Origin of the sequence: Gilliamella sp. Fer4-1 (genome assembly GCF_001690515.1) — a bacterium.
Classification (GTDB): Bacteria; Pseudomonadota; Gammaproteobacteria; order Enterobacterales; family Orbaceae; genus Gilliamella; species Gilliamella apicola_C.
The window spans coordinates 1-12,666 of sequence record NZ_LZGZ01000333.1 but is presented as its reverse complement, the minus strand read 5'-3'; the positions used below and the strand labels follow the sequence as shown (position 1 = coordinate 12,666).

The following is a 12,666-nucleotide window of genomic DNA, read 5'->3' as shown; positions in this document are numbered from 1 at the left end:
AATTAAGCCTAATTTTATTACCATAAAGAGATTAGCATTGTTCTTTCCTGAATTCCAGAATCAACAAATCCAAATTTAATATAAAACGCATTGGCTTCATCTGTTAAGCTATGTACCAATAGTGCTCTAGAACCAACTTGTTTAGAGACTTCTTTCGAGCGTAATATAGCATCTTTTAATAATGCTGCACCTAATCCTTTTGCTTTGTAATTTTTATCAATAGCTAAACGACCTAGAATAATAACAGGAATAGGATCGGGCATATTGCGCTTAAACCTACTCAATGTTAGTTGTCGATGCAGGATACTGCCTGTTGATAAACAATAAAAGCCGATTACTTTGTTATTGTTACAAATTACAAATGTACGTGAAGCACCACTTTTTTGATTTTTTAAGGATTTTTTCTTCAACCATTCATTCAAAGACAACTCTTCACAATCAAATGACATAACATCATGATCTTCATTCAATAAATGTGGCGCTTCTATTTTTCCCATGGTGACTTCCGGGACAATAAAGCTTGAATTTTTTCATTGCTATCAAAAGAGGCTTCTATTGCATGATTGAAGGCATTTATCTGTTCATCGTCGATTAAAAAAAGGCGCTGATCAAGCAAAACATCTTCAGCTTTTGAGCAGGCCGCTTCTAAAATAAAATCAGTGCGTGATTTAGATAGTAAATGCGCTGCAATATCAATCAATTCTTTTTGAGATGCCTTAGCTCTAATATTAATAGGCGATTCTTTCGTTTCAGTTCTCATTTTAATTGCCGTTTTTTATTTAGTATGAATATGTATTGTATAGCAAATTAATATACATGTGAAATAGTATTGTAACTACCCCCTAAAATAGTACAGCAAAAAAGTATAAAATTCTCTGATAAAAGTAAAAGAGGATTCAATTATGAAAAAAATGACTGAACATCAAATCGCATCTATTTTAAAAGAAGCAGAGGCAGGTATTCCCGTTAAAGAGTTGTGCCGTAAATAGGGCATGGGTAATTCAACTTTTTATAAATGGCGGGAAAAATAGAGCGGAATGGAAACGTCGGATATTAAACGCTTAAAGGAGCTGGAGGCCGAAAACCGTAAGTTTAAACAGATGTTTGCTGAGCTAAGTTTAAAATCACAGCTCCAGGAAGAAATCATAAAAAAGCTTTAGTGCCCACAAAGGCACGTAAAACGTAGGCACAGGCGCTAAAAAAAATCATTCAGTCACTATTACGAGGCATTAGGCATTGATATTGGCGTGAGTTTACCCGCAGGTAGAGCGACTCGTTATTTGGATAAACTGGGCTAAATCACATGATATAACCATTGATTATATCCAGCCCGGTAGCCCTTATCAAAATGGCTATATTGAACGATTTAATCGTACCTATCGTACTGAAGTACTCGATTTATATCTTTTTAACAACTTAGCTCAAGCAAGGAGAATAACTGAAGAATGGTTAACAATTTATAACACCGAAAGACCGCATGAGGCATTAAATAACATGACACCGATTGAGTATAAAACACTAAAACAAGCAGCATGATTTTCTACGTGAGTTGTGTACTAAGTTTGGGGTATTTACAATTGAAAAGCATGATTATCAACTTTATCCGGCGATTAATGATATTGACCATACTAAGACAAAAGCTATGTTGCCACAAACGAATGGGATCTGCGAGCGCTTTCATAAAACTATTTTACATGAGTTTTATATGGTGACATTCCGTAAAAAAGCGTTATTCAGATTTAGAAACACTCCAAACAGATCTGGACAATTGGCTGCATTATTACAATAATGAACGAATTCATCAGGGAAAAATGTGCTGTGGTCGAACACCAATTTAAACATTGCTTGATGGAAAACGGATCTGGGAAAAAATCTGAACCAGATTTAACCTGACAGACACCCAATAAAAACTGGTAACTGTCAGATTAGGTTTGAGCTAGTACATAGTGTATTGGCCTGTACATCATAAAATAGTCTTGCTGCAAAAGGATTAATGTTACTATTTGTTACCACTCAAAAAACTTCAATAAAATCAATAGTTTTTCCGAATGACTTTTATCGTGCTCGACTCCCCGTTCTTTTTGACACCGCATAACCTATCTCCGTGATTGGTGAGCTTAACCGTACTTTATGTTGCTAATAGAGCGCTTTGATATTATCAAATAACCCATTTGATTTTGATTCACGTTTACACCAAGTGTAATAATCTGGCACGCTAATCTTTAATTGACGGCTGATCGGAGGTGCAAGATACTATGATAAATGTTGTTCCCTATATTTATACTTCACCGATTTGGATTATTGATAAAGCACACTTACACCTTTCTTAAGATGCTATTTGTCATTTTCAGTTTTTTAGCAAGCTGCATATTAGATAAGGCATAACTCACCGTCTATTGTTTATAATCTGTACTAAATTTTCAGTACTATAATGTATTCTGGTATGATTTTTACTTATATTCTAGAGAAGGCATTTACCCATTTTCTTGGCGAGTATTGCAATGCTGTGATGTTATATTGGAGCGGGAAACGAGGTTCGAACTCGCGACCCCGACCTTGGCAAGGTCGTGCTCTACCAACTGAGCTATTCCCGCTTATTTGAATACTTCGGAAGAAGTGGAGAGCATTATACAAAAAATTTTTTATTTGGCAACTATTTTTGCTTTCATTTTTTATCTTTCCAGCTAAGTGATTCAAAAATACCAAATAAGAACAAACGTAATACTTTAAATTTGTCTTGCTGCTTTTCTTGATTGGTCATGGTAGAATTTAACATCAACGCTTGTAAACCATGAGTAACAGCAAACGCAATTAAACCGACATTGGCGACCACATTGGCTGGCTTTGGATAAGGGTGAATAAGATTAAATAATAAAAACAACCATATAAACGAATATAATACTTTACCAATAAATATAAACATTAAATGCCTTCTTGTATAAAAAGATAACTGTGAACCTGCCCAGCAGTTTTTTCGCGATGCAAATGCCAATTAGTTGGAATATAAGCTGTTAAATCATGCCCTATTTCTGTTTCAATATAAATATAAGCTGATGGTTTTAACCAGTTGTTATTACCAAGCGCACTCACCGTTTTTGCTACCAATGCTTGATGAAATGGTGGATCGATAAATACAATATCAAACTGTTTTTCAGTAGGCTTATTTAACCACTGTAAGGTGTCAGTATGATAGACATTGATAGTATCTTTATCAATAAGCTGTTTGTTTTTATTAAGTAGTTGTGCTACTTGCTTATCTTTTTCAAGCAAGGTAACACTTTTAGCGCCTCGCGATGCGGCTTCAAATCCTAATGAGCCGCTCCCTGAAAAACAATCCAAACAATCACTATCATGTATCACTGGCATTAACCAGTTATATAGGGTTTCTTTGATACGATCCGTGGTTGGACGCAATCCTTGTTTGTCTAAAACTGGCAATTTACGCCCACGCCATTTTCCGCCAATAATTCTTATTGAACCATTCATTTTAAATCCTTTATCAGAAAAGCTCTGAAGTATTACCCTCTGAATCTGTTACACTAGTACCAACTTCCTGCGTAGCATAACCTGTTGGTTCAGTCCCTTTGATAAAATATTCTGACATTGTTTTAGAGCCAGATTGAGGCAGTAATCCTGTTTTTTCATCGATAGTAACAGAAATTACATTCTCTGGTTTGACATCTTCTCTTATTGGTACATCTTTTAGGGCAACTTTCATATAATCAACCCATACAGGATTTGCAGTCACAGCCCCTGCTTCAGCTCGAAAAGTTCGCCCTAACTCACGCCGGTGATCATCAAATCCCATCCAAACAGTCGTTACAATATTGCCGCCAAATCCAGAAAACCAAACGTCTTTAGATGCATTGGTTGTTCCTGTTTTACCGCCAACATCTTTCCTACCCAATGCTTTTACACGCCATGCAGTACCTTGCCAATTTGAACCACCGAATACAATAGAACGAAGACCATCTTTCATAATAAATGCGATTCCACTATTTACCGTATGCGGTGCATATTTTGGCGTTACATCAATCGTTTTATTATTGAGGTTTATATCTGGCAACACGATATTATCGTCTGATTTAAGGTTGGCTTGTTCTGGCTCTTCACTATCAGATCCATCAGATTCATTCTCAACATTATCTAATGATATTGATTTTACTTCTTCTGTAACAACATCATCATTACAACTTTGACAAGCAATCACCGGTTGATGCTGATAAATTGTACCAGATCCATTATTGTATTCTATTTTTTCAATTAAGTATGGGGTAATTAAATAACCGCCATTAGTGATAACAGAATATGCTCTTGCTACTTGTAACGGTGTAAATGAAGCAGAGCCTAACGCTAACGATTCATTATGTGAAATATTTTCTTTAGGGAATCCAAAACGCTCTAAATAAGTCGCAGCATAATCAATACCAACTGCACGCAAGGCTCTTACCATCATTACATTTTTAGACATACCTAGCCCTATTCTTAAACGTAATGGACCAGCATAATTAGGTGGCGAGTTTTTCGGGCGCCATGTAGCACTACCTGTAGAGCGGACAATTGGTGCGTCATTAAGAAGCGTAGCCATTGTTAAACCTTGCTCTAACGTTGAAGTATAAATAAACGGTTTAATATTCGAACCTAATTGTCGAAGCGCTTGTGTTGCTCGGTTAAATTTACTTAAATTGAAATCATAACCGCCTACAATTGCTTTAATGGCGCCATTATCTGAATCAAGCGATACTAAAGCTGCATTAACTGCTGGGATTTGTGCTAACTCCCAATTATCAGCAGATTTTTTCACCCAAATTAGTTGTCCAGCTGTTAGCGTGTCAGACACCTTTTTAGGAAATGCCCCTTGCCGAGTATCACTAATAAATGGCCGAGCCCATTTCATATTTTGATATGTAATAGTAATATTACTTTTATCAGATAATACGGCCGTTGCTTCTTTATCTGATGAAGTCATGACAACCGCTGGGCACATACCGCTATAACAAATATATTTATCAAGAGTTTGTTGAATTTGCTCCGAATTCCATGGCGTTTCATTTTGCTTCCATAATACTTTTTCAGCACCTCGATAACCATGCCTGATATCATAATCAATAATATGTTTTTGTACTGATTCAGTAGCCGCTATTTGATCTGTTTTCGAGATAGTCGTATAGACTTTATAGCCGTCCGTATAAGCATTTTCACCAAACTTATCGTACATAAATTGGCGCGCCATTTCAGCTACATAAGGAGCAGAAAATTCAATTTGTGGTGAGTGATAACTTGCTCCTAAAGGCTTTGTAATCGCTTCATTATATTCAGCTTGAGTGATATAGGATTGATCTAACATACGACCTAACACCCAATTACGTCTAGCCAATGCACGATCAGGGTGTGAAATAGGGTTAAACGCAGATGGCGCGTTTGGTAAGCCTGCTAATAGAGCAGCTTCATCAATGGTTAACTGTTCTGGTGTTTTACCAAAAAATGTATAAGATGCCGCTGCAACACCATATGCTCTAGAACCAAAATTAATCATATTAAGGTACAGTGCCATGATTTCTTCTTTCGATAACTCTTTTTCCATACGAATAGCCAAAATTATTTCTTTAGCTTTACGGGTTATACTTTTTTCAGGAGTTAAGAAAAAGTTTTTTGCGACTTGCTGAGTGATTGTACTACCACCTTGAGAAAACCCTTTATGTTTTAAACCAATATACATCGCTCGAGCAATACCAATTGGGTCGATACCAAAATGTTCATGAAAACGAGCGTCTTCGGTTGCTATAACGGCATTAACCACAATTGGTGGAATTTCGTTATATTTTAATGGGGTTCTACGACGTTCACCAAAGGTAGCGATTAGCTCGCCATCTTTACTTAATACTTGCATTGGCGTTTGTAATCGAACATCTTTTAATGTTGTAACGTCCGGAAGGTCTTTAGAATAATAAGCATAACCAGCAATACCAATAACCAAGCCACAAAGAAATAAACCGATGAATAATTTTAGAAGAAATTTTAACACTTTAATTAATATCACAAATCTTTCCTATCTAAATTTTTAAGGCAAAAATAATGGCATCAGAGTTATCTCTGCGCCAAATTTACTCAACCTATCTTTCGATAAGGATCTTCACATTGACATTAAAAGAAAATGCTAATGATTGATCGCTCACCCATTAAAACACACTAAAATTGTGTGCATTATCTCCCATCTTTAGCATTATTTTAAGCAATTTTTAAAGAAATCCTGAAATAATTCTATTTTAACCAAATACATCTTACATTATGTGGAGCATAAAACTTAACATATCCAAGCTACAATTAATGATTTCAACTCTGTTTTATTCAATACTTATGATGCTTTGTCTAGTCATGTTTGCTAATACATCCTTAGATACTTATACCTTTATTATTCTAATCTTATTAATAATTCAATGGTGGCATAGCCTATGTTATTTCAAAACAATTAAAGGTGAATTTGCGTTATTTCACGCTATCAATCAAATCTATTGGCATAAACAGCGCTGGTATTTAATGCATACACCGCTTATATTCCGCTATGTTATTATCCTGAATTTAAAATCCAGACATGACGGTAAGCACTGTACACTTTTGTTAATGGCCGATAATCTTCAAGCCAATGATTGGCGTACATTACGTTTTTACCTAAAACAAGTTGATCTAACTTAACTCACGTACTTTTTTTATAAAATTTTTCATCAAAATAGCAGTTTAACTAATGTGATTTTTTAATCCAGTACTGATAAGGTTGAGACTCTATTTGTGATGACAGCAATTGGTGCTCCATATGGCGACAAAAACTAGGAACATCACGGGTCGTCGCCAAATCATCGGCAATCACATAAAGGACTTGCCCGATAGCCAGATCTCGAATTGCTTTCCTGATTAACATAATCGGTTCAGGACAGCGCAGTCCTAATGTATTGAGTTCTTTATCAAAAATTATATTCATTTTTTGAATCTGATCATTATAAAAATAATTTACTTAGGTAATGTGGTACTGCCTCTTCAGCATTTGATCCAATAACCTCTAATTTTGGTAACAATGCCTTTAGCTCAGCACTGCCATTTTGCATTATGCAACCTTTACCGGCAGCTTTTAGCATTTCGTAGTCATTCATGCCATCACCAAAAGCAATACTGTCTTGTAAACTGTAGCCTAGTTTTTCAACAACCTTTTTCAATGCACTACCTTTAGACACATTTTCAGCCATTACTTCAAGGCAATTTAATGTTGAAAAGGCAATGCTAATTTTATTACCGAATTTTGCTTCTAACCGATTTTTTAACTGAACCAAATGTGGGTAAAGCGCATCGTCAGTAGTAGTAAAATAAATTTTAGCAATATCATTAGTATCAAAATCAAGTGGGTTAAATAACTGATAAGTAAACTGGGTGTCTTGGTAAAATTCTAATGAAAATGTATCTTCTTTATTGATTAACCAATGATCACCACGATATAAATGAGTATAAACTAAAGGGTCATCCATACTCATTTTAGCTATTTCACAAGCAAGCGATGGCTCAATACTTTGGCTAAAAACTAAATTGCCCGCACTATCATGCACTCTCGCACCGTTAGAAGTAATCATAAAAGCATCAATTTCCATATTTTCCCGCATTTGGGCAACATCAATGTGGTGCCGACCAGTTGCAAAAACAAAATGGATACCTTTTTTACGAAGCGCTTGAAGGACTTGTTTGGTATAAGGCGATAAGCTATGTTCAGGTGTTAATAAAGTACCGTCTAGATCAGAAGCAACAACATGCATAATATTCTCTACTTTTATAATAAATGGTAATAATAACGACTAAAATTATAGACTTTAAAACAATAATTACTTATCAAAGCCAAAGCTAAAACAAGTTAAAATATAATACAACTCCATTGACATTTACTCAACCAATTGTGGTGTAATAAAAATAACCAGCTCACGTTTTTGTTGTTTGTTACTATTGTGTTTAAATAAGCGACCAATTAATGGTATGTCCCCAGCACTAGGCACTTTTTGCTTATTTTTAGTATTAACTTGTTGAACTATACCGCCTAATACAACGGTTTCTCCATTTTTTATCTGAACTTGTGTTTTAATTTCTTGCGTATCAATAGCTAATACTTCACCGTTATCACTACGTTTTATTGAACGCCCAGCCGTATTTTGCGTGATATACAAATCTAAAACCATCAGCTCATCAGATAATATTTTAGGTGTCACTTCTAACCCCAAAACAGCATGCTTGAATTCAATTGAAGTAGCACCATTACTACCGCTAGAAACCTCGTAAGGAATTTCTGTACCTTGTTTTATTGACGCCATATTTTGATTAGCTGTAAGTAAATTAGGGCTGGCTATAATCTCAAGTTGATTCTCAGATTCAAGCGCTGACAACTCTAAATTGAGTAAATGCCCCGATAGTTTAGCTAAATTAAAACCAACTGTAGAGGTTGAATGGCTGACGCCAAGCCCAACATCAAACTTATCTAATAATTGCGATGAAGACCCTTCATAACCCCATTTAATACCTAGTTCTGACATACTTTCATCACTCATGGTAACAATATGCGCTGAGATATGAACTTGGGGCATCGGTTTATCCAGTGTTTTAACTAATTTTTTGATATTTGCAAATTGTTTTGGTACATCAGCAATAACGAGAGAATTGGTCCGTTTATCAAATGTAACCCGACCTCGTGGTGATAACAAATCTTGCTGTTGAATCATTTCAATTAAAGTTGTTGGATCTGCATAATTAACAGCTATAAATAAAGAACTAATAGGTTGGTTTAATTCTTTTTCTCTTTGTTCTGATTGTTGTTTTTGCAATAAAATTTCAGGATCTATCGCTTTAGAAATAAGCAAAATATTATCATCAATTTCTGCTTGTAAATTCGCTGAATCTAATATGATTTTTAGCGCTTTATACCAATCAACATTATTAAGTTTAATGGTCTGTTTAATTGATATATCTTCTGACATAACCAGGTTCATTTGTTTACTATCGGCTAACGCTTGCAAGATAATTGCAATATCCGTTTGATAAAATGCCATTGAAATATTTTTTTGCTGATCAGCGTTTGATGATAGGAGTATATTGGCATTACTAGTATTTGTGTTGATTGCTAAAAATATAAATACTATCAGCAAACGGCTTTTAACCTTAGTTAATATGTAGATAACCAATTGTAACTCTTGATATTTTTGGTTTTCGGCAATTTTATTACTCATTTAGCAACATCGTCCATAATACAATATTATGGCAATAATCAGGTAAATCTGCTTGCCATATTATTTTATCGTTTAGTGAAGATTGTACATACCAAGGAAACAAAACATTTGGCACTGTATTATCAGTTATTGCTAGCCAATGATTATCAGAGGCTAACCAAATTTGTTGATAATTCTGATCAATTTGTTTCATAAACCCTCTAAAATGCCAAGCTTGAATTTGCTCAAGTAGTAATGCTGTTTGTTCACTACAAGAAACTCGGTAATGTTGTTGAAAAGGATCGCTTTCCAACAGGATATTAGCTTTTAACTCAAAACAGATAGCACAAAATAAAACAATACATTTATAAAGATAGGGCTTCATTGATGATCCTTTTCAAACAATAAAGTAAACATTATTTGTAACTGTTGATCTTGCTTGCTGATTTTAAGATTTTTAAAATCAAGATAGTAAAAATCATCGGTTAATGATGAAATAAAATTAATAAAATCAAAAAACTGCCCCTCTAACTCAATATCCCAATTAGCTGTTTTATCTGTTTGATAATGCTTAAAAGATACTAATGAAAGATGATTTTGCTCGATCGCCAATGCGAATTCCCTATCTGATATCAAACTATATAAACTATTTTTACTTGCCTGATAACGGCTAGCTTTTGCTTGTAATTGCTCATTTTCAATAACTATTTGCTGATATGACTCGACTGCTAGCTGTGCTTGTTGCCGAATATCTTTAATAAACAACAGATAAACGATTACAAAAAACACCAAACCAAATAAAACACAAAGCATATATTGTTGCCAAATTGGGCGTTCAAAAAAATCACTATTCACTAAGCATTATTTCCATTTCAAAAAATAAATGATTTTTATTGGATAAGATTGTTTTAACTTGACTGCTACTTATATTTTTTAGCGTTAACAAACTTTGATTAAATTTAGTTAGCTCAACATAACTAAAGCTTTGCCCTTCAATCTTTACTTTTTGTGGCTCATAATAAAAACAATCAAGCCAGATTACAGAAGGCAACTGCTGTGAAAGCAATACTAAAGATTGCTGAATTTGTTTTTGACTTAATGATGGATTAGGCAAATCATGCATTAGCTCTTCAGTTAGCTTTTGTGTTATACCTTGTTGTTGCAAGCGTTTTTCATCATAAGTTTGTAGCTCGTTTTGAGCTTGCATCCACAAATAACAGAGCAAACAACCGATTACACCAATAACACTAGTTGCCACGAATATCAGTTGCCGTTGTTGCTTTGTTTGCTTCTCTTGCCGCCAAGGTAAAAAATTAATTTTAGTATTTTCAAACCCACACCCTACAAACGTTAATAACAATCCATACTTATTAAAAAGATTAATCCAATTTTCAATATAATGACGTTCAGCTATCACCACTGTAATTTGCTTTTTTTGTTCAGTTGAATAAGCGAAATCAAAAAACACACTTTTAGCTGGTAATTGAAATAATTTATGGATGTTAGCTTCAACATATAAACTCAATTCATTGAATTTGAGCTTTACATCTGGCAAAGCTAGTTGTTGCATTTGGGTTAAATTAATGTCCAAATTGAGCTCAAATTCAGTACGAGCAGAAAATTTTTTTTGTAGATCATCAATGAAAACCGCTAAATCAGCCTCATTTTGATAATTCCATACAATTAGATCTTCGCTAGCATTTGATGTAGTGTGTTGCTTAACTGCGCTCACTATCCTATAACGTAAAATAGTAGGTTCGACATAAATAATGATGCGTTTTTTATTAAAAAGCATGATGGATTATCTTTTAATTTTTGCTAACAACATGGCTTAATCCTAATTGCCCTTTTTAAAATAAGAATGGATAAAAGGTATTTTTGCGAACTATCACCCAAAAAATGTTTAAAATTAAATCGAACGAAGCAAATTTTAGAGAAATTTAAAAAAAAAGGTTGACTGAAATAAGGCGTGCCTTATAATGCACACCCACACGGTAAGGGTGATTAGCTCAGTTGGGAGAGCACCTCCCTTACAAGGAGGGGGTCACTGGTTCGAACCCGGTATCACCCACCATCTTTAGATGGGTCGTTAGCTCAGTCGGTAGAGCAGCGGACTTTTAATCCGTTGGTCGAGCGTTCGAATCGCTCACGACCCACCATTTCATCATATTGGCACTCAGCAGGTAGACATTACCTAATATAAAATAAGAAAAGTAATAGAAATGCTAGCTAGTATTTAGCAAATTTATTTAAAATAAACTGTTATAATTGATAGTGCTGCCTTAAACGAATAAAACTCACAACATTCTGAATAGTTAAGATAAAAATTTACTATTTTTGCTTCAAAATCTAATCAATACTCATTCCCTAAGCTAAAAAGTCATGGTTAATTACAGTGTATTATTGAATAAATAACAATATTATACTTCTTTTACGATCGCGATTAAGGTTGAAACAAACTAATTAAGCTATACTAAACAAATAAATACGATAAAATACTCGGTATTTATTTTTGAAGGAAGTTGTATGCTAAAGTTTTTTGCTACGTTATCACTAGTTTTATGTTTTAGTGTTGCGGCAAATGCCGATCAACAAACTATGTTTGATTTTAATCAAGAGTATCAAAAAGCAACAGAACAAAATGATGCTGAAGCGCAGTACCACGTAGGCCTTATGTATGCCGATGGTTCATATGCTAAAAAACGCCAATTTAAAGGTATCGAAAATGGATTCGAACAGCAATCAGAAACACAGCCTGACTATATTAAAGCAAAAGAATGGTTTGAAAAAGCAGCCAATCAAGGCAATATTGCCGCTCAACATAGCTTAGCTTTATTGTACTTTAACGGGCAAGGCACAAAACAAAACTATTCAAAAGGAATTGAGTGGGATACAAAAGCCGCTAAAAAAGGGGATGCAATTGCCCAATATACATTAGCCATGCTCTACTACCAAGGTACAGGTGTAAAAAAGAACTATTTTAAAGCAAAACAATGGTTTGCTAAGGCTACAGAACAAAACTATTCTGATGCAAAAGATCACTTAATTGTTGTAACAAAAAAGGTCAATGCCATTGTAGCCAAACAACAAGCCAAGAAAAAACAAGCTAGTGATAATGATTGCGGTTGTGACTAAAACCAAATGTGACTCAAAACAAATAATAGCAACGTATTGATTTAATGTTAACTTATAAGTTATAAGAAGTTAATGCAACGTTTTCCTATGCAACAGATAACCAAAGTGATATTGAGAAAGAACCAGGTTATTGGCGCGCTAATTATCAATTTCAAATAAATGGTAAGCAGTCAGAATTTGCCAAATTAGTTGATGACAACAGTACCGAAAAAAATAATTTTATCGAAACAGATTAATCTATTTTTAAATGACAATAAAGCAGAAAAAGGAGATAAGATTATAACGCAAGATGATAAGTTAA

13 protein-coding genes, 3 tRNA genes and 2 pseudogenes are annotated in these 12,666 nt (G+C 34.4%); 6 read left to right on the top strand and 12 right to left on the bottom strand.

What is annotated here, in order from left to right:
- Window positions 1–17: 17 nt before the first annotated feature.
- Window positions 18–488, bottom strand: a complete 471-nt coding sequence (locus A9G30_RS11355) for a GNAT family N-acetyltransferase (protein ID WP_442903456.1) — start codon at window positions 486–488, stop codon at window positions 18–20.
- Window positions 485–760 (bottom strand): type II toxin-antitoxin system TacA family antitoxin, encoded by a 276-nt coding sequence (locus A9G30_RS11350; RefSeq protein WP_065561594.1) that lies wholly within the window; start codon window positions 758–760, stop codon window positions 485–487. Before A9G30_RS11350 ends, A9G30_RS11355 begins: the two co-directional genes overlap by 4 nt.
- 560 nt (window positions 761–1,320) lie before the next feature.
- On the opposite strand from A9G30_RS11350, the pseudogene A9G30_RS12780 reads away from it, so the two are divergent.
- Both A9G30_RS12780 and A9G30_RS11340 read left to right on the top strand, forming a co-directional pair.
- Window positions 1,321–1,536, top strand: a pseudogene (locus A9G30_RS12780) (integrase core domain-containing protein); the annotation flags it as partial.
- Between the two features lie 40 nt (window positions 1,537–1,576).
- A pseudogene (locus A9G30_RS11340) lies at window positions 1,577–1,838 on the top strand (integrase core domain-containing protein); the annotation flags it as partial.
- Between the two features lie 680 nt (window positions 1,839–2,518).
- Here A9G30_RS11340 and A9G30_RS11335 read toward each other — a convergent pair.
- The 4 genes from A9G30_RS11335 to A9G30_RS11320 all read right to left on the bottom strand — a co-directional run bounded on the left by A9G30_RS11335 (window position 2,519) and on the right by A9G30_RS11320 (window position 6,031).
- Window positions 2,519–2,594, bottom strand: a tRNA-Gly gene (locus tag A9G30_RS11335).
- Window positions 2,595–2,665: 71 nt separating this feature from the next.
- Complete coding sequence (locus A9G30_RS11330; protein ID WP_065583432.1) at window positions 2,666–2,923, bottom strand: DUF1145 domain-containing protein; 258 nt, start codon at window positions 2,921–2,923, stop codon at window positions 2,666–2,668.
- Entirely contained in the window at window positions 2,923–3,486 is a 564-nt protein-coding gene (gene rsmD, locus A9G30_RS11325) for a 16S rRNA (guanine(966)-N(2))-methyltransferase RsmD (RefSeq protein WP_065583433.1), read from the bottom strand. Before rsmD ends, A9G30_RS11330 begins: the two co-directional genes overlap by 1 nt.
- 13 nt (window positions 3,487–3,499) lie before the next feature.
- Entirely contained in the window at window positions 3,500–6,031 is a 2,532-nt protein-coding gene (locus A9G30_RS11320) for a PBP1A family penicillin-binding protein (protein WP_065583492.1), read from the bottom strand.
- Window positions 6,032–6,288: 257 nt separating this feature from the next.
- On the opposite strand from A9G30_RS11320, the gene A9G30_RS13740 reads away from it, so the two are divergent.
- Window positions 6,289–6,693: a protein YgfX gene (locus A9G30_RS13740; RefSeq protein ID WP_081295836.1), complete on the top strand. Its 405-nt coding sequence runs from the start codon at window positions 6,289–6,291 to the stop codon at window positions 6,691–6,693.
- 46 nt (window positions 6,694–6,739) lie between these two features.
- Here A9G30_RS13740 and tusA read toward each other — a convergent pair whose 3' ends face one another.
- The 6 genes from tusA to A9G30_RS11285 all read right to left on the bottom strand — a co-directional run bounded on the left by tusA (window position 6,740) and on the right by A9G30_RS11285 (window position 11,025).
- Window positions 6,740–6,976 carry a sulfurtransferase TusA gene (tusA, locus tag A9G30_RS11310; RefSeq protein ID WP_065566163.1) on the bottom strand — a complete coding sequence of 79 codons (237 nt, stop codon included), beginning with the start codon at window positions 6,974–6,976 and terminating at the stop codon, window positions 6,740–6,742.
- Window positions 6,977–6,992: 16 nt separating this feature from the next.
- Window positions 6,993–7,799: a Cof-type HAD-IIB family hydrolase gene (locus A9G30_RS11305; protein WP_141672097.1), complete on the bottom strand. Its 807-nt coding sequence runs from the start codon at window positions 7,797–7,799 to the stop codon at window positions 6,993–6,995.
- A gap of 120 nt (window positions 7,800–7,919) precedes the next feature.
- Window positions 7,920–9,251 carry a type IV pilus secretin PilQ gene (pilQ, locus tag A9G30_RS11300; RefSeq protein WP_218057877.1) on the bottom strand — a complete coding sequence of 444 codons (1,332 nt, stop codon included), beginning with the start codon at window positions 9,249–9,251 and terminating at the stop codon, window positions 7,920–7,922.
- Entirely contained in the window at window positions 9,244–9,615 is a 372-nt protein-coding gene (locus A9G30_RS11295) for a hypothetical protein (protein WP_065583435.1), read from the bottom strand. The genes pilQ and A9G30_RS11295 overlap by 8 nt, the downstream gene beginning before the upstream one ends.
- The gene (locus tag A9G30_RS11290; RefSeq protein ID WP_065583436.1) at window positions 9,612–10,085 is read right to left on the bottom strand and encodes a hypothetical protein; all 474 of its coding nucleotides are present in this window, start codon (window positions 10,083–10,085) and stop codon (window positions 9,612–9,614) included. The genes A9G30_RS11295 and A9G30_RS11290 overlap by 4 nt, the downstream gene beginning before the upstream one ends.
- Window positions 10,078–11,025, bottom strand: a complete 948-nt coding sequence (locus tag A9G30_RS11285; RefSeq protein WP_065589027.1) for a PilN domain-containing protein — start codon at window positions 11,023–11,025, stop codon at window positions 10,078–10,080. The genes A9G30_RS11290 and A9G30_RS11285 overlap by 8 nt, the downstream gene beginning before the upstream one ends.
- A 203-nt stretch (window positions 11,026–11,228) precedes the next feature.
- Between A9G30_RS11285 and A9G30_RS11280 the strand changes: the two genes are divergently transcribed.
- From A9G30_RS11280 to A9G30_RS11270, 3 genes are all read left to right on the top strand, one after another.
- Window positions 11,229–11,304, top strand: a tRNA-Val gene (locus A9G30_RS11280).
- A gap of 9 nt (window positions 11,305–11,313) precedes the next feature.
- Window positions 11,314–11,389 (top strand) — tRNA-Lys (locus A9G30_RS11275).
- A 367-nt stretch (window positions 11,390–11,756) separates the two neighbouring features.
- On the top strand, window positions 11,757–12,365 hold the full coding sequence (locus tag A9G30_RS11270; protein WP_065589026.1) for a tetratricopeptide repeat protein: 609 nt from the start codon (window positions 11,757–11,759) through the stop codon (window positions 12,363–12,365).
- Window positions 12,366–12,666: the final 301 nt, after the last annotated feature.